At 47.8% G+C, this 23,290-nt stretch carries 14 protein-coding genes; 1 reads left to right on the forward strand and 13 read right to left on the reverse strand.

The window, feature by feature from the left end:
- Nucleotides 1-127 precede the first annotated feature (127 nt).
- The 7 genes from KJW29_RS16030 to KJW29_RS16060 all read right to left on the reverse strand — a co-directional run bounded on the left by KJW29_RS16030 (nucleotide 128) and on the right by KJW29_RS16060 (nucleotide 13,732).
- Nucleotides 128-4,402 carry a discoidin domain-containing protein gene (locus KJW29_RS16030; protein ID WP_214630542.1) on the reverse strand — a complete coding sequence of 1,425 codons (4,275 nt, stop codon included), beginning with the start codon at nucleotides 4,400-4,402 and terminating at the stop codon, nucleotides 128-130.
- 37 nt (nucleotides 4,403-4,439) lie between these two features.
- A complete protein-coding gene (locus KJW29_RS16035) occupies nucleotides 4,440-5,273 on the reverse strand; it encodes a carbohydrate ABC transporter permease (RefSeq protein WP_108994588.1) in 834 nt (277 codons plus the stop codon).
- Nucleotides 5,273-6,145, reverse strand: a complete 873-nt coding sequence (locus KJW29_RS16040; RefSeq protein WP_087570582.1) for a carbohydrate ABC transporter permease — start codon at nucleotides 6,143-6,145, stop codon at nucleotides 5,273-5,275. The genes KJW29_RS16035 and KJW29_RS16040 overlap by 1 nt, the downstream gene beginning before the upstream one ends.
- Nucleotides 6,146-6,233: 88 nt before the next feature.
- Complete coding sequence (locus tag KJW29_RS16045; RefSeq protein WP_214630543.1) at nucleotides 6,234-7,598, reverse strand: ABC transporter substrate-binding protein; 1,365 nt, start codon at nucleotides 7,596-7,598, stop codon at nucleotides 6,234-6,236.
- A gap of 106 nt (nucleotides 7,599-7,704) precedes the next feature.
- Entirely contained in the window at nucleotides 7,705-9,267 is a 1,563-nt protein-coding gene (locus tag KJW29_RS16050) for a response regulator transcription factor (RefSeq protein WP_087570580.1), read from the reverse strand.
- The gene (locus KJW29_RS16055; RefSeq protein ID WP_214630544.1) at nucleotides 9,267-10,835 is read right to left on the reverse strand and encodes a sensor histidine kinase; all 1,569 of its coding nucleotides are present in this window, start codon (nucleotides 10,833-10,835) and stop codon (nucleotides 9,267-9,269) included. The genes KJW29_RS16050 and KJW29_RS16055 overlap by 1 nt, the downstream gene beginning before the upstream one ends.
- Nucleotides 10,836-11,260: 425 nt before the next feature.
- On the reverse strand, nucleotides 11,261-13,732 hold the full coding sequence (locus KJW29_RS16060) for a glycoside hydrolase family 38 N-terminal domain-containing protein (RefSeq protein WP_214630545.1): 2,472 nt from the start codon (nucleotides 13,730-13,732) through the stop codon (nucleotides 11,261-11,263).
- Between the two features lie 165 nt (nucleotides 13,733-13,897).
- Here KJW29_RS16060 and KJW29_RS16065 point away from each other — a divergent pair, with 165 nt between their 5' ends.
- Complete coding sequence (locus tag KJW29_RS16065; RefSeq protein ID WP_214630546.1) at nucleotides 13,898-14,803, forward strand: helix-turn-helix transcriptional regulator; 906 nt, start codon at nucleotides 13,898-13,900, stop codon at nucleotides 14,801-14,803.
- 114 nt (nucleotides 14,804-14,917) lie between these two features.
- Here the strand turns inward: KJW29_RS16065 and KJW29_RS16070 are convergent, their stop codons facing one another.
- From KJW29_RS16070 to KJW29_RS16095, 6 genes are all read right to left on the reverse strand, one after another.
- A complete protein-coding gene (locus KJW29_RS16070) occupies nucleotides 14,918-15,793 on the reverse strand; it encodes a carbohydrate ABC transporter permease (protein ID WP_087570576.1) in 876 nt (291 codons plus the stop codon).
- Between the two features lie 12 nt (nucleotides 15,794-15,805).
- Nucleotides 15,806-16,780 (reverse strand): ABC transporter permease, encoded by a 975-nt coding sequence (locus KJW29_RS16075; RefSeq protein WP_087570575.1) that lies wholly within the window; start codon nucleotides 16,778-16,780, stop codon nucleotides 15,806-15,808.
- A gap of 82 nt (nucleotides 16,781-16,862) precedes the next feature.
- Nucleotides 16,863-18,485, reverse strand: coding sequence for an extracellular solute-binding protein (locus KJW29_RS16080; RefSeq protein WP_246608739.1), 1,623 nt, complete (start codon nucleotides 18,483-18,485; stop codon nucleotides 16,863-16,865).
- 180 nt (nucleotides 18,486-18,665) lie between these two features.
- On the reverse strand, nucleotides 18,666-21,020 hold the full coding sequence (locus KJW29_RS16085) for a helix-turn-helix domain-containing protein (RefSeq protein ID WP_214630547.1): 2,355 nt from the start codon (nucleotides 21,018-21,020) through the stop codon (nucleotides 18,666-18,668).
- A gap of 520 nt (nucleotides 21,021-21,540) precedes the next feature.
- Nucleotides 21,541-21,807: a hypothetical protein gene (locus tag KJW29_RS16090; RefSeq protein WP_087570562.1), complete on the reverse strand. Its 267-nt coding sequence runs from the start codon at nucleotides 21,805-21,807 to the stop codon at nucleotides 21,541-21,543.
- The gene (locus KJW29_RS16095; protein WP_087570561.1) at nucleotides 21,807-23,000 is read right to left on the reverse strand and encodes an NAD(P)/FAD-dependent oxidoreductase; all 1,194 of its coding nucleotides are present in this window, start codon (nucleotides 22,998-23,000) and stop codon (nucleotides 21,807-21,809) included. Before KJW29_RS16095 ends, KJW29_RS16090 begins: the two co-directional genes overlap by 1 nt.
- Nucleotides 23,001-23,290 lie beyond the last annotated feature (290 nt).

Genomic DNA, 23,290 nt, shown 5'->3' on the forward strand with positions numbered 1-23,290 from the left:
TGCTCTGCCAGTGGGTAGAGTAGACAGAAGCAATGCAACAGCGAGGAAGCAGATGTAAATGCGTTGTTTACTTGTACTTGTATTCATTCGCAAGTTACTTAACATAAGAATTTCACTCTCCTTTGAGTTATCCAGCATCCTTCGAATAGACCTGAATTTCATTGATGTTCACATAAACCTGATCCGAACTGATTCTTACATAGCGGCCCTTTGTATTCGCTGGAAGCAACGCTCCGAATACATTAGGATTTGTGATCGAGGTTGTCGTCGTATTCAGCAAATACTCATATTTGCCTATTCCGCCATCTCCGGAGACCACTTCCGTCCAATTCGTAGCATCGTCGGATACATATACCTTATTTGTTTTGTTCCAATGCCGAGCGTAATGGATGGTCACATAGTCCAACGACTTTTTCTGCCCCAAATCCAAATACAAGTCAATAAATTCTGTCGACGCTCCCGAGAGCGTACCCAGGTTTCCATCGGTTAGGTTGCTTTGCACGCCGTCATGAATGATCATTCCATTGTAGGGTGTGACCGGCGCTCCCTGTGAGATCAAGTGCATCCCCGACGGCGATACCACATACGGAGCATTCGTAGAATACACTTGAATTTCATTGATGTTCACATAAACCTGATCCGAACTGATTCTGACATAACGGCCCGTTGTATTAGCTGGAAGCATCGCTCCGAATACATTGTGATCTGTGATTGAGGTTGTCGTCGTATTCTGCAAATACTCATACTCGCCTATTCCGCCATCTCCGGAAACCACTTCCGTCCAATTCACGGCATCGTCGGATACATACACCTTATTTGTTTTGTTCCAATGACGGGCGTAATGGATCGTCACATAACCCAGCGATTTTTTCTGCCCCAAATCCAAATACAGGTCAATAAACTCTGTCGACGATCCCGAGAGCGTACCCAGGTTTCCATCGGTCAGGTTGCTTTGCACGCCATCATGAACGATCATTCCATTGTAGGGCGTGACTGGCGCTCCTTGCGAAACAAGCACCCATCCAGGAGGTGGCTCGGCATATAATTTCCCGTATGCTGAAGCATCGTTGTAGACTTCAATGCTGTCAATACGAGTTATGCCAGCTGTATCTCCTACGTAGCAGATTACTCTGATTTTCGTTGTCATAAGCTCTGCAAACCGAATATTTATTATCACATTCGTGTTATCCGTTACCGAATAAAGATTTACCCACTGTCCGTCCTTCCAATATTGAACATCGAAATCCCTCATCTTGAAATAGGATTCCGTTGTATAGACATCAATATGGTTCAATACCGTAGGCTGGGCAAATTCAACCTGCAACCACTGTGGGTTGTTGTAGGTTGTTCCCTCCCCGGAGCTCCACCCCGCGAAAGATCCATGATTGCTAAGAATCGCTTTTACAGGGGTATAATCATTGCCGTAATTCGATGACGACGCTGTTGCCGTTGCGCCTACAAATAAAGGATTTGTGATTGTAAACTGAATAGTGTAATCATAGGAACCCGTTACACCAGATCCATCCAGCGCAGTCGCTACAATTTTCACATGGCCTTCCTTCAATAACGTAAGAACGCCAAATGGACTGATCAGCGCCTTATCTGTAGGCGTAACGCCATCCTGCTCAAAGACCGCCCATTCCACTCTTTGATCCCAGGTGTTGTTTGGAGTAAATACCGGCAGCATCTGTTGATTGCCAAAGGATTCGTTTCCGCCATCGATAATGGTCAGACTTTGCGCTTTTGCTGGGGGAGCCGCCTTATCTTGCCTGGTAATGATAATTGTTTTGGAAGCCGACAGTTGGCCATCAACGTTCTGTGTCGCCGTCACTCGGACAACTCCGTTTTTCAAAGCAGTCAATAAGCCATTTTGATCAATCGTCGCTGCATCCGTGGAAGAGCCATCCACGTTACTCACTTCCCAATCCACCGATGCGGCTGTATGCTCCACATTAACGGCAGCCGACAGCTGCAACGTACCATGCTGCAGATTGATCGTTGTGGATTGATTGGCACTGGAGACAACTAACTTCGGCGCAAGTGCCGATTGGCTTGATGTGACCAAGAGCACCCAGTCCAAGTTGTCGGGCTTTGGCGGGATCGCCCATTGTCCGTTAACCGGTGTCACCTGCTCCGATATCAACGTGTACTCGCCCGTTCTTGTGTTGTACCACTCCGCTTTATACACCGTACTCGCCATCTGTTTAAGCGTACCCGTTGCTGTATTAGGCTCGGCGAAATAAGCGACATACGTTTTGTTGCCATCTCGCAACAGATAGGCATGATCCTTCCCCGTAAAATCGGCATAGGTCGTATCCCGGAATGCAGGCGTTAGCTTCCACCATTGCAAGCTTTCGTAGAAATTCTTGAAATGCGTCATCTGTGAGCCGGCCGCGGCATTTAACCCATCAAACCAGCGATAGTAGGGACCATAGGGGAGCCAACTATCTGTCGAATCATTGATGGCCCAGACGCCCTGAACACCATATCCAAAACCAAAGGCGCCGTTAGAGAAGGCTCTGTAAGGAGTGGAACGCGCCTCATCTGTTGTAACCCGATTAAATTCATAGCCTGTTTCATAGGCAACATAGGGTTTTGTTGCGTTATACTCCCAGAAGGTTTGATAGCCGTCTTTTTGCAAATTGGAAGGCTGTACGCCAAACCAGGAATGATATTCCTTGTCTCCCCATCCTGTATTCCCCGCATCGCCGCCCTCCATATGGGCGGTTAACGGCTGATGATAGGTGTCATTATCATAGATTGCCTTTGCAATCCTATGCCAATAATCATTAAATTCATGGCCTGGATCCACTTCCTGCGCAGTCGTCCACAGTACGGGATAGGCTCCAAATCTTGCCTGCCAGTATTTGCCCAGTTTCTCAAGCAATACAGGATCAGTTACATTCAGGATGGATCTAAAGGTAAAGGCAGCATTTGCATGAACAAGTCCGGCATCCGCGACATATTGAAACTTCTGATCTATATCCTGAAGCCGTTCCAGGTGTCCGATTCCAATCCCTTGTGAAACATCGAGGTAATTGCCGGTCATATACAATGGCTGGGATTGATAGACTGTAAATCCTTGACTGACACGATGATCGACCGCATATTTGAATTGCGAATCGATGCCTTCTACGTTCGAGCCTTCAAAACGCTCGGAAGGCATGAACCAATGGGTATCGCCAAGATAGAAAAACGGAGTTCCATCGTTGTAATTAAAGTGGCGATCATTGTCTCCAATTTGTAGAAATCCGCGCTTATACAAATCCAGTACACCAGAATAAGGCGTAGCCTGAAAAGATATGGCACTGCTCCTGTTAAGTCCAGTGTCATCAGCAGATGGATCAGCTTCTACCGTCATACTCCATGTTCCCGTAACAGTAGGAGCAAATCTAACCTTCCATATGCGCCCCCCGTCCCAAAATGCGGGGCGAGTGATTTGAATGCCGCCCGGTCCCGTAAAGGTTGCAACGACATCCACATCTGCGAAGGGATCATTGTACGTTTTCGAGCTCATCAAGGACAGCTCCATACTACACCACTGCTCAATCGATTCACGTATGACGATGTCTGTTGTTGCTGCAACCCCCGAGCCGTCCAATGCCTCGGCCGTTACGGTAACGGTTCCTGCTGTAATCGCTGTCAGGAAACCTGTAGCGGCATCGATTACCGCCATTCCCGAAGAACCCGGTTTCGGCTCGACACTCCACGTTACGGACTGATTCGTCGCATTGCTTGGTTGTGCCTCAGCTTTCATTTGCACAGAGAAACCCGGCAGAACCTCCATTGTTACTCCACCTGTCATATTGAATTGCTCCACCTCTATGAAAGAGGAGTAAACCTGAATTTCATAAATGTTGACATAAACCTGATCTGCACTGATTCTGACATAACGACCCTTTGTATTCGCCGGGAGCATTGCTCCGAATACATTGTGATCCAGGATGTTGGTTGTCGTCGTATTCTGCAAATACTCATACTTTCCTATTCCGCCGTCTCCGGAGACCACCTCTGTCCAATTCACAGCATCGTCGGAGACGTACACCTTATTTGTTTTGTTCCAATGCCGGGCGTAATGGATCGCTACATAGTCCAACGTTTTTTTTCGTCCCAAATCCAGATACAGGTCTATAAATCCTGTCGACGCTCCCGAGAGCGTACCAAGATCGCCATCGGTCAAGTTGCTTTGCACGCCATCATGAATGACCATACCGTTGTAGGGGGTAACGGGTGCCCCTTGCGATACAATTAATGAGCCTGGAGGAGCCTCCGCATATAGTTTCGACCCCTCTGCAGATGTAATAACCAGTAGTGCAGTCGACATAAGCAGGGTGAAGCCAAGAAGCCAAATGAACAATCGTTTGAAAAAACTTACTTGAATAACATCCGTAAGCGTTAACATAACTGGTTCATCCTCCCATGGTTGTGCCAATTAAAACTCAACCTTTCAAAGAACCAACAATAAGCCCTTTGATCATGTATTTCTGTGTGAATATAAACAGGAGTATGAGCGGTAATACCGCCAAGGCCGACAGAGCGAATACAGGGCCATAGTCCATCGATTGTTTATTGGCATAAAATTGTACGATCTGCGGCATCAACGTCATCTTCGACTCCGACTTCAAATACAGCAATGGACCCATAAAGTCGTTATAAATGGCAGTCACATTGGTAATTAAGATCGTCCCCGTGGCAGGCAATAACAGGGGCAGCACGATACGGGCAAAAGATTGCATGGGCCCGCATCCGTCAATGAAAGCCGATTCCTCGATTTCCTTAGGGATCGACTTCATAAAACCTACATAAATAAACGTCGCGATCGGAATTGCGCCTGCGGCATAGAGCAATACCATAAAGGTGCGGGTATCAATTAATTGAATACTTACACCCATTTTAAAAATGGTCACCATTGTTGTCTGAAGCGGCACAATCATCCCGGATAAGAATAAATAATAGATGGCTTGAAACCAGCGATTCTTGACCCTGGCGATGGCATATCCCGCCATTGAACATATGACCACAATGCTAACAAGCGAGAAAGACATGATGACAATTGTATTAAAGAAGCCGTCAAGCAGCTTAACCTTCTCAAACACAATCGCAAAGCTGCCCCAATATAACTCTTTGGGAAAAGCGAAAGGATCATAGAAGATAGCCGGCGACTTAAAGCTCCCTACATATAAAAAGTAAATGGGATACAACAATACGCAGGCGAACAGGAACAGGCCGACTTCAATGGCAATATCTGTGGGGTTCCGGCGTTTCCTGACCATTACATCTCTACCTCCCTGCGTCTCGTAATCTGCAATTGTATGAAAGTAATGACCATTATAATGAGCATGAGCACGACGCCTGCCGCAATGGAATACCCGGCGTTGTTTTCTCTGAAGGCCGCATTATAGATAGCCAGCGCCAATGTATAAGATGCGGTTCCCGGTCCTCCCGAAGTTAAGATGTAGGGAATATCAAAGAGTTTGAGTCCTCCGACGATAATGAGAAAGGTCACGATCGTAATCGTCGGCATGAGCAGTGGAACGGTGATTTTCAGAAATCGCTGGATTGCTCCTGCGCCATCTATACGCGAAGCCTCATAAAGATCCGCCGGGATGGATTGCAGCCCCGCCAGATAGAAGATAACGCAATAACCTAGCCCTTGCCATTGCGTCAACAAGATGATAGTAATAAACACCGTATTCGTCTCGCCAAGCCAATCTCTGACCCAACCACTGAGGCCAAGCTGGTTCAGCACGAGGTTCAACGTACCCTCATAGCTAAGAATTTGGCTCCACACAACCGATAACACGACCAGGCTGATAATAACAGGAAAAAAAACAGCTGCTCGCAAGAAGTAACCGGTCACAAACTTGCGATTAAGCAATACTGCAATCCAGATCGCTAACGGATTCTGAATCAACAAACCGAACAAAGCCATCTTGAATGTATTCATGGCGGCGGCAATCATCTTACGATCTTCAAAGAGAAATGCATAATTGTCCAATCCGATAAATACCGGCTTACGTATAGAATCCCATGTTGTAAACGAGTAATAGAGGCTTCGGATAAATGGATAATAGGTGAACGTAATGAATAACAGCAGAGCAGGAAGCACGAACAAAGCGGCCGTCCCTATCCATTTTCTTTCCAAATGCGTGGCACTTCCCTTCTAACCTTATAGATAAGGGATAACCCTCCACTTATAGCGTGTGAAGGTTATCCCTGAATGTAATTGTCATTTATTCTGGAGGCAAGACGCGTGTTGCTTTGTCCTTCTCATGTTTGGTTTGAGCATCTTTCAAATCAGCAGGGCTATATTTAGCGCCCGACACGATCTTGGTCATGGTCTCAATTAAAGAGGTTTCTGCAGAAGAACTAATAAAGGCCTCAAACCCGTACATTGTTTTCCCCTTGTTAACAGCTGCTAGAAACTCGTTCATTGCCGTATTCGAATAGGTTACGTTCATACCTTCCAGAGGCGGCAATGATCCATTACCTACGCTATACGGACCCAAAATATCTTCATTCATAATGATAGCAATGAGATCCTTGCCTTGTTGTTGCAGCTTGGACTTTGCATTAAGCGATAAAGTCTCGCTTGGTGATAAGTTGATGCTGTAAAATCCATTGTCGTCAGGGAATTCAAAGTATCCGATATCAAATCTAGAATGACCTTTTTTCGTGAAATTCTCCTCTGCCGCGCCCGGCAGCCACGCTCCCTGAACAATCATCGCGGCATTCCCGCTAGTGAACTCGTCGGACGATTGCGGCCAGTCGATGCTAAGCGCTGTTTTGTTAAAATAACCTTTTTCCGTCAAGTTCTGCACTTTGTTCAAGAGAGCTTGAATTTCCTCCCCTTCCAGACTCTTTTCACCATCGTACAATTGTTTGTTGAAAGTAGGATCAATACCGTTTAATACGCTTGAGAAGAAATTGGACATAAACAACCCGACTGTCCACGTATCCTTAAAGCCGAGTACGATTGGCGTCTTGTCTGCCGCTTTAATTTGTTCGCAAAGGGCCAGAAATTCAGCATATGTTGCAGGAGCAGCCAGTCCAAGATCATTAAAAATCTGTTTGTTGTACCATACTCCTGCACCACTGAGACCTAAAGTGCCCCCAAATATTTTGCCGTTAACCGTAGTCGCCGGTCTTGTTCCCGGGGATAACTGGCTGACCCAAGGTTGGTCCGATAAATCTACTAAATAATCAACTTCTGCATATTGATTTACTGTATTCTGATGGAAGAATACATCCGGAGCCGTATTGGAAGCTAACTCAGCCTTCAAACGATCGAAGTAGGTAGCACCCAGCAAGATATCCCATTGAATTGTCGCATTTGGATATTTTTCTTTGTACTTCTTTTCGACATTTGCTTTAAATTCCTGCATAAATGTACGATCATCGATGAACCATCCGCCTAATCGAATCGTAAATGCTTCATCGCTTCCCCCAGTGGCTTTCACCGTAGGCTCGGCTTTGCTCGTAGCCTGAATTGTTTCCGTTGCGTTGCCAGCGCCGTTATTGTTGTTACTCGAACATCCTGCCATAATCACTGCGACAATCAGCATCAGCGAAATGAGCAGCTTCTTTTGTTTAGCCATTCTATGAAACCTCCTTTATGTGTCTGTTTTCATTATAGATTTGGAGGTTAGGCTTTTCATTGCGTACAGATGACTTGAATTTTCGTGTATATGACCAACTAGTCGTTCACTCCTTATTTATTCCGGACATCCGATACTCTTTGGGACTGACGCCCACTGTCTTTTTGAACAAATGGCTAAAATGTGCTGCATCTTTAAAGCCTGTACTGTATGCCACCTCGCTCATCTTGACATCACTTGCTAACAATTTTATTTTGGCTCTATCGATTCTGTAACTCCATAGAACGTCGCTGAAGGTTTGTCCGGTTACTCGCCTAATTAGCCGACTGAGATAAGAGGGATTCAAATACAGATAATCTGCCAATGTATTGAGAGAAATCTCGTCCGTATAATGATCTGCTATATACTGCTTCATCTTGCGAATGACGATGCTTCCATTATCTTGACCTGAGGCTCTGATCAAATCCGTCACCTCGAGCAGGAAGGATTCCAAAAACTTCATGAGATCAGCCAAAACATCGAATGCAAGGAGCTTCCTGCGGATACTGTTAAAGTCCGGATAATGATCCTTAACCGATAACTCGCTTAGCACCTTCTCTGCACGACTTATAATTTCCATCATGTAATGCTGAATGAATGCTTTGTTTAATTGTTTGGACAACAGCTCTCTATAGACTTCACGCATTTGAGGAGCAATCGCATTCTTGTCAGCCCGCCGAATCAGTTCTTCAAGGCCGGCCAGCCTTTCCTGATCCCAATCCATTGTGTCATTGCTCAGCGAGGCAATCGCGCTGTAAGAGATAATGGATTGTTTCCCCAACAACATGCGATAATCAAAACATTTCCGCACCTCTTCCCACCCTTGCGGAAGATGAAGCAGCGACGGCAGCAGACCGCTAATCCCGATGGATACGCTGAACTCGAAAGCCTGGCGTGACGCTTCCAATACTTCCTTCGCAATCTTCATGCTGTCTCCGATTAATTCCCACTCCCCGTCCAACGGTTCGAACAAAAGGACAAACAGCCCACGATGATCCATGTACGTCCAAAAGTGATAAGGATATTTCCGAACCGCACAGGATATAACCTCCCTCAAGGAAAGCTGCGATAGCGGCTTACCCATCGTATGCAATAAGTCCACATTATCGATTTCCACAGAGAGAACGACAAGTCTGCGAGTAGTTCGATCTTCCCGATCGAGCCATTCTCTTTTACGATCAAGATTCATCTCCTCCGACAGCATGACATTAATGGTATTCTCCTGTTCCAGCGAATCCGTCTGATCATTATGTCGTGCATCCTGCATGACCATTTCTACCACACTGAACAATTCTTCCAGATGAACCGGTTTAGTGATGAAATCGATTACGCCAAGCTTAAACGCCTGCTTCGCATATATAAAATCATTGTAGGCAGACAAAAAAATAACCGGAAGATTGGGGTTGGTCTCCTTCAACTTCTCTGTAAATTCAATACCATCCATAACCGGCATTCTAATGTCCGTAATAATCAGTTCCGGCTTCAACTCCGCTACCCGATTTAATGCCTCATATCCGTTATGTGCCGTACCCACAATTTCACAGCCCATATCCTCCCATTCGTCAAGTCCTGCCAGATGATTCCGCAGCATATCCTCGTCTTCTACAATCATGATTCTCATGGTGTTCATCAGCCCTCCGTAAATGTCATTGGCAGCAAGATACGGATAACTGCTCCTTCTCCTGCTGTATCTATTATTTCCAGTCCATATCTTGCTCCGTATAGCAGTTTAATTCTGGTTTCCAATTGATTGAGTCCTGTTCCTAATCCCTTTTTCTCATTTATTGCTTCTGTTTGAGTGAAATCTTTTGTTTCCACAATCGATCCCGGTTCTTCTTGTCTTGTAACGCCGCCTCCGTTATCGCGTACTTCAAGAATCAAATCGTAGTCCAATTCATAGGCCAATACCTCAATATGGCCCGTAGTCATGATTTGACTGATGCCATGGATAACAGCATTTTCCACCAAAGGCTGCAAAATGAGCTTAGGCACTTTAACGGACAACAGTTCTTCAGGAACTTGTACACTAAAGGTTAACCTCTCTCCGAGTCGATATTGATGCAGTTGCATATACCACTGCACAAATTGCACTTCCGTTTTCAACGAAATAAAGTCATTGCCTGGCGTTATTGAAAAACGAAGTATGCGAGATAGGGTTTGCACCATTTCGGGCACTACTTTAATTCCTTCGGGGCTCTTGGCAATGATTCCGACGATTTCCAGCGTGTTGTATAAAAAATGTGGGGACATATACATTTTTATGGCTTTAATCTCAGCATCTTTTTTATAGAGCTCCGCTTTATAAACCTTATCAATTAAGTCTCTGACCTCTGCAATCAGACTATTAAAGCTTTCGCTTAGTATTCCGATTTCATCGTACGATCTAATGCCTTTAATCGGCACAAAAACCTCTTTTTCCGCCTTGCGCATCAGCATCGTCAGCTTGCGAAGTGGCCCTGTTACACGCTTGAGCAGGACAAAGGTAAGCAGCAATACCACTCCGAGCGAAGCAATGGTTGTCCAGGCTGCAAACCTGCCCAATTGAATGATTTCATGATACAGTTCAGATCGACTCACTACGTTGAAGTACACAAAACCGGAGTAAAGGGAAACTCGTTTGTTTACAACAATCTGTTTGGACGTACGAGCCTGGAATAACTCTCCGACGGATTCGGGATTGCCCGCCGACAAAATAACATTTCTGTTGTTGGTAATGAAAAAGGAGCCCTCCGGATAAGAAGCATATAATTCCTTTATGGCTTCAGGCTTGAGCATGACAGAGAGATATCCCAGCTTCGTATTCGTTGTATAATCGATAATTTGAATGGAACAGACAAGGCGGGAATGATCAACAAAAAATGCCCATTCCGGTTTATCCCGTTGAGAGAACGGAAGAACGGTCAGCGCCAAATGGAATTCGGGATCCGTTGCATTCTCTGTCTTATAGATTTTCCCCGCTTCGTTATATAAGTAGATTGCGTCGATATAATTAATGCCAAGATCGGTGTTCGTTAGCACGAAGTTTAGAAATGCAATTAAATTGCTTTCTAGAGACTTTCGCTCTGCAAGATTAATCTCTCCTGTCGATGGGACCCTATCATTTTTCAGAACACTGATCATGACTCTGTCGTCTGCATAACCTTCCAAATTTTCTGCAACCGCTTTCAAAATAAAGTCGATTTTATCCGAGGTTTCCACGAGCGTATGGCTTCTCGATTCGAGAAGCCTTGTTTCAAATATGCTCTTGGAACGCAGGTAAAAGGTCGTGCTGACAAGCGCAAGCGGTATAACAGTAAGCAGCGAATATAGAATGACCATTTTATAGAATAGTTTGGAATTAATTTTCCGCCATACCGTACGAAAAAGTGATATTGGATGGATTCGCAATTGGTTTCTCCTTTCTATCGATGTTCTCATGTCTGAACTAATTTTATTTTAGCAGGTTAATTCGTAATTACGTAAGGGTTTGTTGACGTCGCTTGCAAATGGTTTTATCAATGAAAAAGCATGCCCTCAGCGGAATGCCGAAAGAGCATGCGGGGAACTATGGACGTCCTGGTAAGACGGCAACCGGTAGCGCTCATCCGATTCGATTCTTTGGGCTAAACGACCTCTCTCATTCATTATTGTTCCAACAAAGCCACCTCGGAAATCGTACCTTCGATCGGATCCAGTCGCAACGTTTTCACTTCAAATCCAGATAACGATATGGGAATGGACTTCCCGCTTCTCCCCAGGATGATCGCCGTTTCGCGAGCTTGTCCCGTAGGTTCAAAGAGACGCAAGATGTACCCATCGCCACGCTCTTCGCGTTTAAATGTCGTTAATTGCACGACTTCATCTTCAAGCTCAAACGGACAACCTGGCAACTCGCCAAGGCCTGACGGGAAAAATGATAATACGAATGGTTTCTCGCCATGTGCAAGCGCTTCGCGATCGACGGCCTCCAGCCGTTCCTTCTTGTTCCCTGCATTCAGCCAGAACGTGAATTGGCGTTCTCCTTGATCCATACGCGGCAAAAAACGATCCTGAACGACAAGCGGTCTATCCAGAATAGGATGCGCGCAATAAGCAGGAGACCGCAACAACGTCATCCTGATTTCCCCGTCCTTGAAATCCGAACCATACACACCGTCATTAATTACTGTAAAAGCCGAATGACCGTCCACCGCTGCAACCCATTTCTGAGCGACCGCTTCATGACCATCATTCGGCAATTCAGCTACACCGAACATCGTTTGTCCGCGATATGCAGCATGCTCACCGATCGAGGTTGGAATCGACCACTTCAGTAATTTATCCTTTTCGTTCCAGAAAACTCTGACGTGGATCTCGATTTCGCTTCCTTGTTTAGGCAGTTTGTAGGTTTGCACAATTTGAGAATCCCTATAGAAGAACAAAGCTTCGATGACCGTACGCACTTCTCCATCCTCGATTACACGAACCGATGGAAGCAGCCCTTTGTCCACCCCCGAGAAATCCGTTCCTTGACCTGGAGGCATCAACTGAAAACGCCCAAGGACATCTCTAAACGCATTGACGTCCATTCTCCACGGGTCTCCGTTATCGTTAACAACAAGGGGGACGCAAGCTCCCGGGGCTAATCTATTAATACCATCTACAGCATACTCGTCGATTAGTCCCGTCAAAGCATTAATGACGATGTACAGATCCTCGGTCTGGAATACAAACTTCCCTTGATCCGCTGTGAGCGCAGGACTCGGCTTCTCGGCAAGCAGCTCCATTCGGCATTCGAATCGGTTCATAGACATCGGCGGCAGCTCGGCTTCGAAAACCACTTTTTTTCTCCAATCCAGATTAAGGTTGCTATCCTCCTTCTCCGGTTGGGAAGGAACGCGTACCCCGTCCTTATAGACGATCGGCATAGAATATTCTTCATTCCAGTTCTGATCTTCGAGCATGAATTCACACTCCCATACGCCGCGAACCGGATACGGATGAGGATTATAAACAAGGATAGGATATTCTCCTTGTTCAGCGACCGGCTGCCCGGCAGCGAGCGCAAAGAAGGCGCGCGCCTTCAGTTTGCTTAAGATCTCCAGACCGTGATCAAGCCCTCTTAGCGAAGTTTCCTCGACACTTTGTACCGACGAGCCCGGCAAAATGTCGTGAAACTCGCTCGTAAGCAAATCCTGAAGCGCGGCTTGAAGATCATCATAAGGATAGGAAAGCCCTGCTTCCAATGCGGCCATCGACAGCATTTTTTCCGTCATATATAATTCGTTCTCGAGCTTCCGATGTTTTTGTTTGATCCGAATTTGCGAGGTGTAGCAGCCTACGAATCGTGGATTCAAATCCCCTTCGAACGCTGGCAAATCTTTGACTTGAGCGAGCTCCGCAAAATAAGTTTCGGGCGTCGAGTGCACGATCTCGAAATCCTCCCTCGCTCCCTGCAGCTCTGCTATCAGATTCAGGTCAACTCTCGATGGTCCGCCGCCATGGTTGCCGACACCCCATAAGACGAGACCAATCGGCGCATCCGCATTCTCATCCATCCATTTAACGATTTTATCAACCGATTTGCCCAGTTGAGAATTATATCCCCCCCAGACCTTATGCGCCATGACCGAGCTTCCATTAAAGCCTTTCCAAATAAAATCTTGTGCCGGTAATGTCATCTCGTCCGGCCGCATGAAGATATAAGAATCGAAACCGGCTAAATTCAATATTTGTACAAGACCTTGGGAATGGCCAAACGGATCGAAGTTGATCGCCGTCGTCGGATCATGCCCTTCTCCAAATTTTTCACGGAAATAGGTACGCCCTGCGAGAATTTGACGCACCATCGATTCGCCGGAAGGCATATTGCAATCCGGTTGCAGATACCATCCCCCCATGATGTGCCACTTGCCGGAGGCAACCAGTTTGCGAATCCGCTCGAACAACTCCGGTTCATATTCTTCGATCCATTGGTACAGGATCGCTTCATTATGATTGAAGACATAACCTTCAAATTGTTCGCAGAAGTCGGCCGCTGCGCGGAAAGTGGACACCGCTGCGGCAGCGCCTTCTTCCCACTGCCATTGCCAGACGGGATCCAGGTGCGCGTTGCTGAGCAAATGCAATTTTTTCATTTGTACACGTCATCCTCTCTTGTTGAACTCCCCCTATTGTGTCACAGCCAAACATGCTGTGAGAATTGCGAGAAATGACTTCGATTTGCACTAAAATGATGTGAATAGCAGGACTCCGAAGCTTTCGTCGCGAACTCTTTCTGTACGATAGGGGGATTTCATCCAATGGGGATACTCGAACGAAAGTCGCAAACGCAATTTTTGACCCATCACGCATGTCGAACCATAACCTTAAACGATGTCGTCATCGAATGGATCGATATTTTATTCGAGGACTCTTCCGGAGTTTCATACTGCGCTCCCCATTCCCATGATTGGTACGAATTCAACTATGTCGTGCAAGGGACCATGCATACCGCCCTGGAGGACGGAATCATGCATCGGATGGATCAAGGTACATTTGTGCTCATCCCGCCAGGTTTCGTACATTCCCATCGTTACGAATTATCCTCTCCTCATGAAGGTTTATGCCTACGATGGCGGATGTTCCAAAGGACGACGGATGCGGATACAGAATCGAAATTAGATGCGATCGCCATCTATGACAAATTGATGCGTTTAACCATTGGAGTAACGCCTCCCAAGACGGACGAGTTCGGCATCGGAAAATATCTCGAAACCCTGCTTGCGCAGTCGGAAGCTGGCGAGCAAGCTATCTTTTTGCAGATGTCTTTTGTACGGCTTTTGCTGCGCTTAACCGAATCGCTTCCTGCTGCCGCCCTTGCCTTTTCTCCTGTCAAACCGACGAATCGGCTTGTCCGCAAAGTCGATATTTTCTTGGGAGACCTGCAAGATAGGGAGCTGGACGTAAAAAGCCTCGCAGCCTCGTTGCATCACAGCTATGCCCATGTTGCTCGGGAGTTTAAGCGTCACACAGGCCGAACCATTATCGAGCGTATGACGGAAATCCGGCTTTACAAAGCGGAAGACTTATTGAAGCATACCGATCTGTCGATCAAAGAAATTGCCGACCGTGCAGGGTTTTCGAGTGCCTTTTACTTCAGCCGCGTGTTCAAATCGGCTTACGGGATTAGTCCTACTGCATATCGCAAAGGTTGTTTTTCCGATTAAACGGCCTTTATTTGGCATACATAAAAGGCCAGAGCCGAGAGACAGATAACCTCTCCGCGCCAGCCTTTATAGAATCCTGATTATCCCTCTAGCGAAACGATAGCCGATAGCACGCTACCCCTTTACAGCCCCGATCATGACGCCTTTAACAAAATACTTTTGCAAGAACGGATACGCGCACAGAATCGGCAGCGTGGCCACAATGATCGTCGCGTATTTGATCGTTTCGCCGATCGGCATCTGGTCTCCCGAGCTAATATCGGTCATCATGCTGCTCGTATCGTTGACGATCAGTATTTCGCGCAAGATGAGCTGCAGCGGGAACAAAGCCCGATCCTGCAAGTAAATCATCGCCGAGAACCAGGAGTTCCAATGCGACACGCCATAAAATAGCAGCATCACCGCGATAACCGGCATCGACAGCGGGAAGACGACCGACCAGCAGATGCGAAAATCACTCGCCCCGTCCAGCCGTGCGGATTCCTCCAGCTCGACCGGCACCGCCTGAAAGGCCGTTCTCATAATAATGAGATTAAATGCGCTGATCGCCGTCGGGATGATGATGGCCATTCGCGTATCCAGCAGCCCCAGCTCGTTAATGAGCAAAAACGTCGGAATCAGACCGCCCTCGAAAAACATCGTAAACGTAATCATAAACATAATGGGATTTTTCCATAACACATCCCGTCTCGATAACCCGTAAGCCGCCATGGACGAGAGGAAAATATTAAGCGCCGTGCCCGCGATCACGTAGAACAGCGTGTTTAGATAAGCCGTGCCGATCGACGGATTCATAAATACCATCCGGTAGGCGTCAAACGTAAACCCTTTGGGGAACAAAAGAAGCCCTCTCGTCTGAACCAGCTGACCGGGATCGCTAAACGACGCGAACAATACGAATATGAGCGGATACAGAGCAGCCAGGGAAAGTCCGAATAAAAAGGTGATATTAAATACTCCGAATACCTTCTCGCCAGTCGTCGCCCTCATCTTACACACTCCTTACCATAGTTTGGTCTCGCTCGTCTTGCGAGAGACGGCGTTGGCGATGATGAGCAGCGTGAAGCTGATAATCGCATTGAACATGCCGACGGCGGCGGCATAGCTGTAGTTCGTCTCCAAGATGCCTTTCCGGTACGTATAGGTGCCGATAACGTCGGCGGTCGAATACGTAATCGGATTGTACATAAGCAGTATTTTTTCGCTGCCGACCGCGAGCAATTGACCAATATTGAGAATGAGCAAAATAATGATCGTCGGAGCGATGCCGGGAAGCGTCACGTGCAGCGTCTGCTTCCAGCGGCTGGCGCCGTCGATTCGGGCGGCTTCGTAGATGGAAGGATCGATCGTAGCGATCGCCGCCAGGAATATGATGGAGCTCCATCCGACGTTCTGCCAGATCCCGGAGCCGATATACAACGTTCGGAACCAGTCCGCTTCCCTCATGAAAGCGATCGGTTCGATGCCAAGCAGCGAATTCAGCACATTGTTAACCAGCCCGTCCCGCGCCAGGAAATCGAACATAATGCCGACTACGACGACGAGCGAGATGAAATGCGGCATATACGTAATCGTCTGAACGGTCCGCTTGAACCAGCTTTTGCGCACTTCGTTCAGCAGCAGGGCAAGCACGATCCCTGCCGGGAACGCGAAGATCAGACTATATAAGCTGAGCAGAATCGTATTCACGAGTATTCTTCCGAAATAAAAGCTGGAAAAAAAATCGACGAAGTTATCGAAGCCCGTCCACGGACTTCCGTTAATGCCCAGTTTGATCGCAAAATCCTTAAACGCGATTTGCATGCCGTACATGGGACCATAATGAAACAACAGGAAATACGCGACCGCCGGACTTAACATCAAATAAATCAACTTGTTTTTCGCAAAATCCTTCCGGACACGTTGTCCGAAGCTTATACGGGAGCCGGATCCGCCGATCCCAGCCGATGATCCATTGGATTTCTCTATGACCGCCATAACGTTGCTCCTCCCTATCCCCCGTTAAATCGTCCGTGCCTGAAGAATGGACAAGACAAACTCTCCAGGCACGGACTGCCTGCTATCTCTTCAAGAACCGCTCCAGCGCCGCCTGCTCCAGCTTGATGACTTCTTCGATGCCCATCGCTTTAAGCGTCTCCACATATTCCTCGAACTTCTCAAGCGGTTCCGTGCCCATGATGAATTTCAGCATCATTTCCTCGTGATAGACATTAAGGTCGGTCATGACGGAAGCCTTCTGGCGCCCTTCCTCGGCTGTAAGCGTCGTAAGCGGCATCTGCATTTTCGTCGTTGCTTTCTCCCAGTTCACAAGCGCTTCCTGCTGGGAAGGCAGCTCCAAATATTGTTCGATGTAACCGGGGTCCTGCACAAATGGACCGTTGTAGCTCGCACGGAAATATTGCGCCATCGCCTGCGTAATCGGCAGATCGTCGGGATTTTTCATAATGACGTCCGTATATTTTTGTTTGCCGTCCACCATGGTAAAGCTTTCGCCTTCAATGCCGAAGTTGAACAGGTTGTGGCCATCCGGACCATAAGCATAATCCAGCCACTTCACGATTTGCTCCGGATTTTTGGCCGCAGTCGTAATAGCCGCTCCAATGCCCGTGTAGGCGAAGTCGCGCTGTCCCCATACGGCGTTTTCGCCTTTGTTGAGCGTTGGATAAGGAGTCGATACGAGCTCGAAGGTTGGATCATCCTTCATGAGTCCCATATACTTGCCGATGCCGCTGCCGGTATAACCGACAAATGCCGAGGTCTTGCCGGTCGTTATCTTGGAGTCCATCAGCTTTGTATCCATGGCAGCAAAGTCGGGATCCAGCAGCCCTTTTTTGTACCAGCGATTCATCACGGTCAAAAACTCTTTGTATTCCGGCTGCATCGAACCGTATTTGACCGTACCGTTATCGTTGTAAAATTCCAGCGGTATGCCGAAAGCTCCGATAAATCCATGACCAACTTTGATGTCGGAGATGCGCTGCAAAAATTGAGCTTCGCCGCCCGTCTGTTCCTTGATCGCTTCGAGCACGGTCTCCCACTCATCGATCGTCTCGGGAATGGGCAGACCGGTCTTGTCCAGGAGATCCTTGCGGATGATAGGACCAAAAAACACCATCAGCTTCTCATGGCCGCGAATAAACGGGAAGGAATAAATATTGCCTTCGTCGGTCATAATCATTTTTTTAATTTCGGGATGTTCATTAAGATAAGCCGTCAAATTCGGCGCATGTTCTTCGATAAGTTCGTTCAGTCTCAAAATCGTTCCGGATTTGATGGCATCATCCGGTCCGCGGGAGACGGTCAACCAGTTGCGTTCGATGACGTCCGGCAGCTTTTTGGAAGCCAACATCAGATTGAATTGCTCCTCGATCTGTGCGCCTTCTCCGGATGGATGCGTCCAGGTCACCTTTGTGCCCGTTACCTTTTCCAATTGCTGATAAATTTTACTGTCGCCGAGAGTTGCCATTGTCGCAGTCGCATTGGGATTCATATGAATCCAATAGGAGAGTCCCTCCGGATACTCGACTGCAGCAGCCTCCCCAGGCGCTTTGGTTGAGTCCGGTTTGTTCGTAGCGCCGGTCTTGCCTCCCTCGCCGTTGTTGCCGCCCGAGCATCCTGCCAGCATGACGGCCGCAGCCAAAACGGCCATGAACAAGGTCAACCATTTGTTTCTTCTTAACATAAGCGATTCAATCCCCTCTCGAATGTAATGAATGAATCTTGCAATCCTATTGCCGCAGCAACTCCTGCTGCTGAATTCATCGTAGTTCTGGAGAGGTGATTACGAATACGGTCAATCTGTTAGAATCGCTATTCAATGTTCAGATCACGCATTATCTTCTTTCTAGATGGACCTCGATTCTTATAGAACAGCCTCGTTGTCAGGCCCGCTCCCGCCTGCGATTTCACGGTATTTGCCGGGTGTTATGCCCTCCGTCTTCTTGAACAGGCGGATCAATCCAATATCGTTTGCGAAGCCGACCTTGATTGCGATGGCCGCGACAGTGAGCTCCGTCTCCGCGAGCAGCGTCTTCGCTTCTTTCATCCGCAGCGAAGTGATGTATTCCGTCACGTTATGGCCCATCTGCTTCTTGTAGAAGGTCGACAGATACGAAGGGTTAAGGCCGACATGGTCGGCAATCGTCGTCAAGCTTAATTCGTTGCTGTCGTAATGGCTTTCAATATAACATCTGATCCGGGAAGCCAGCAGATCGCTGTGATCGCTTCTGTCTCCCGTCACCTTCGCGCAGATAGCATGATACAGCCGCTTGAGCGCCGCGTTCATCTCCTCTGCCGTGCCGATCTTTGCCAAATATTTAAACGACGCGCCTTCGCCCCCGAAAAACGTTTCATCGTCGATATTCAGCGCGCTTAGCAGCTTGATCACCGTGCTCATAAGCTCCGAGGACAAATATTTGGCCATCTCGGGGGAAATCGACCGCGATTGGAAGTTGATCTCGAACAATTGATCAAGCACCTTCTCGACGTTGCCGTAATCACCGCTCTTGGCGTAGTTCATCAGTTGCGCTTCCATCTCGAGCGAATAATAGAAGTAATGCCGCTCCATGCCTCGGATCGCATCGTAATAGATAATGCTCCCCTGCTCTTGCATCGACTTGTGCTCCATAGCCGTCACCGCTTCGCCGTATGCGACGGCAATGCCGTGTATGCCCGATTTCATGTTGCTTACGGCAATCGTGACCGACGTACGGAATTTCCCCTCCATCTGCGACTTGATGCTCTGCAGCAGCCTGTCCAGCTCGTTGCCTTTCTCCGCGATCGACTCGGTCGAATTGAGCAGGATGCCGACGCGGTCACGATCAAGCTCGATGGCATATCCATTGCCAGCCAGCAGCTCATTGCTCAGATTAATGAGAATAAAGCGGACCAGAGTCCATTCCCGCTCCGATTCTTCTTGCACGAATCGCCTGCAATCGTCGATTTGCAATAATACAACGCCATAATAGGGATGTGGAAGCGACACGTTCATGAAGGAATAGTCGCTTTCCTTCAGACTAGACGTATCCACGAATCCCTTCATGAGACGGGAGATAAAGTCTGCCTGAATAACAGGCTTTTGCTGCGACAGCACGCCTCGCATTTGCTTCTCTTCGACGATGGAGGAAAGCAGCTCATTGCGGATAAAAGCAAATTCGTTGCGGATAGCTACTCCGCTCATATTTTTGCCTTGCAGGATGGTATGAATCAGCTCCCGGATCGGCCGATGGTTTTTGTATGCGAGATAATACGACACCGCGAAGCCTCCTGCCATGCATAACAGAAGAAGCAGCAGCGCGAGAGACTTCGTTTCGTTTACTTTGGACAGAATGATCGTCTTGGGAATGACGGAAACATAGGTCCAATTATTTTGACTGGAGGTCGTATAGGAGATAAGCATGTCCGTACCGCCTATGGTTGCCGCGAGATTGCCGTAGCCATGGCCCATGCTGCTTCTCAGATCTTCCAGCGCGCCGGAACGGTCCGACGTCGTACTGATTACCTGTCCGTCCGCGCCGAAGATGTAATAATCGGTCTCGCGATGATCGGATTTGCGCAGTTGCCCGAGCAGTTGGGTCTCGTCGATAGTGACGACAAGAGAACCTCTCACCTCGGTATTGTCGCCCATGGGAAGCGAGGAGATCGTCGTAATCATACTTCGTTGCTTTTGATCATATTGGATGGGTTCGGCCGGCAGATAGGTTCTCAGATGATAGCTGTTAAGAAGCGATTTGATTTCATCGAGACTGCGGTTCTGATATTCGTTGATATAACGATAAAAGGTATCCGTATCCGTGCGAATCGTCGTTGTGACAATTCGGTCGGATTGCTTGAAGTAGACATAATAATCGTCGATGAAAGGGGATAAGGTGCGGTAACGTTTTAGATTGCGGATCAGTTCGATATAGGTGTAATCGTTAATGCTCGCGCGGTTGTTCTCCTCGTACAAGAACAGCTGGAGCATGGGGTCGAAGGCAATCTGGGCTGCCAGCTGATCCACCTCGTTCATCCGGCTGTCTACAGCGAGCCGCGTCTGCTGAAGCAGCGTTTGGTTGGAATCGTAGGCGTTTTCGATCAGCGCCTGCTCCATCCGGCCGTACAGCAGCGCTCCGATCACGAACGGTATCATCAGAATCGCCATGAACGACAGCAGCAGCTTGAAGAATACGGACCGACGGAACGTTTCCCCTTCTTTTCCGGAACGCCATTTTTGGATCATCGTTATCTCCCTCCCGCATCCACTGAAGAATGCGCTTTCAACTTTTAAGGACGTCAATCGGTTGATTTTTCCTTCTCTTACATATTACATGGAATTCGATTGTCGCATTTGTCGTATCATTGGCTAGCCTTGTGTTTTTTTTAGGTATGAGGGGGGAATCCCCCGCCCCGCTGTGGCTTATATCCTTTTCTCGATATAGAAATCATTAACATTTTTGTCGATACTTCTGCGGGCGTTACTATTCACAAGTATATCGTTATCTCGCATCTAACGGCAATATACCTGTTTTTGCTAAACTAATAATGTAATGCCATGCAGAAAACTGTGGCTGAAACGATCATAAAATTGTGCAAATTCACAAAAATGAATTCATCGTAGCCGCATCTGATCTCACCAAGCGCCCAAGTTCCAAGTCGGTCCCATCGACGACTAGTTCTTTTACAAGAAAAAAGCCCCGAACAGCCCATTCAGGCCGTCCGAAGCTTTTGGTTAGTGGTATGGTCATGCGGTCTAGCGAACGTTAATCCTCGTCCTCGTCATCCGACAACGATTCGCCGCGTTCCTTCGCTTCCAGGTATTCCTGGGTAGCGCGATCGCGTGCACGGCTCTTCTCCTTAAGGCGCTCGATGGCCGGAAGGATCAGAATGTCGATCTCCTTCTGCACCGTATAAGCCAGATCGTAACGGGTCTGCGACTCCAGATAGGAGCCAACCTCGATCAAGGCGTTATAACGATCGAGCTCGTCTCTCGTTAACAAGCCGCGGACTTGTACGCTGCAGTGGCGCATTACAGGAATTTGCCTTTACGCAGGACAAGCGGAATGCCGCCGATAATGAACAGGTAACGAAGGTCGATTGCCTTTTTCAACCAAGCAGCTACGCGGCCTTTGTATTTCTTGCCGAACGCGATGCCAATCGCTTCGCCTTTGCCCAGGGATGCAACCGTTCCTTTATTGGAGAACGAGAACGTCTTAAGCGGCTGATTGCGAATGGAAGCTACCAGGTTGTTGGCGCAAATAACGCCTTGCTGCATAGCGATCTGTGCAGTCGGCGGATATGGACGGCCTTCAGGGTTGAACATCAGCGAGTTGTCGCCAACGATATAGACGTTCTCGGAGCCCGGGCTGCGCAGGAATTCGTCGACCTTGACGCGTCCGCGCATCGTCTCGAAGCCCGCTTCTTCGATCAAGCGGTTGCCGCGGATGCCGCCGGTCCAGATAACCGTCTGCGACTTGATTTCTTCGCCTTCGCCAACGATAACGCCATCCGGCGAGCATTCTTTGATGGCCGTGCCGATGCGGAATGTAACGCCCTTCTTCGTCAGAACGTCCATCGCATATTCAACCAGCTCCGGATCGAAGCCTGGAAGAGCCGTAGGAGCGGCTTCAACGTTATAGATCTTGACAAGGGTCGGATCGACGTCGAATTGTTTGCACAGCTCTGGAATACGGTCGGAGAGCTCTCCGATAAACTCGATGCCGGTAAAGCCCGCTCCGCCGACAACGAAAGTCAGGTAATCGGTGCGATGCGGCTCGCGCTTGTAACGCGCGAATTGATATTCGATATGTTCGCGGATCAAGCGAACGGAGTTAATGCTGCGAATGTTCATGGCATGTTCGCCCAAGCCAGGGATACCGAAAGTTTCCGGTTCGCCGCCAAGACCGATTACAAGATAATCGTAAGACAGCGTTCCGTCTTCCAGTATAACCTTTTTGTCTTGCGGACGAATTTGGACGACTGTCGATTTAACGAAGTCGATCTTAAATTCATCGATCAGCTTGGAGATGCTGACGCGCGCGTTTTCCGGATTGTCCGTGCCGGCTGCAGGCATGTGCAGATGCGTCGTGATATAGTGATAATCGTGTTTGTTGACCAGTGTGACGTCGGCTTCATTATAATTCAGCTCTTTTTGCAGACGAAGCGCAGTCAGCACGCCTCCGTAGCCAGCGCCAAGAATTACAATTTTCGGTATGTTGCTCATTGTGGGATCCCATCCATTCGTTTTTTTCTTTTCAATTTAGATAAACTTGTGAAAAATTACACAAACATAATCGAAAAAGTAAGATAACTTTCAGTAGTTTGTGTCCTCATAACCATTATCATGCAAAGGAGCCAAAAACGTTTTTGGAAATTTCGACGGCGTTTGCCGTTTTTCTCCTTAGACCATCTCACATATACATCAGACATATTACAGACTTTTGAACAAAGTTTCAAGGGTATTTTATACGAAAATGTTTAGAACACTGTACAAATGAAAAATCCCTTCTAAAT

The organism is Paenibacillus agaridevorans (assembly GCF_018604145.1).
In the GTDB taxonomy this organism is placed as follows: domain Bacteria; phylum Bacillota; class Bacilli; order Paenibacillales; family Paenibacillaceae; genus Pristimantibacillus; species Pristimantibacillus agaridevorans.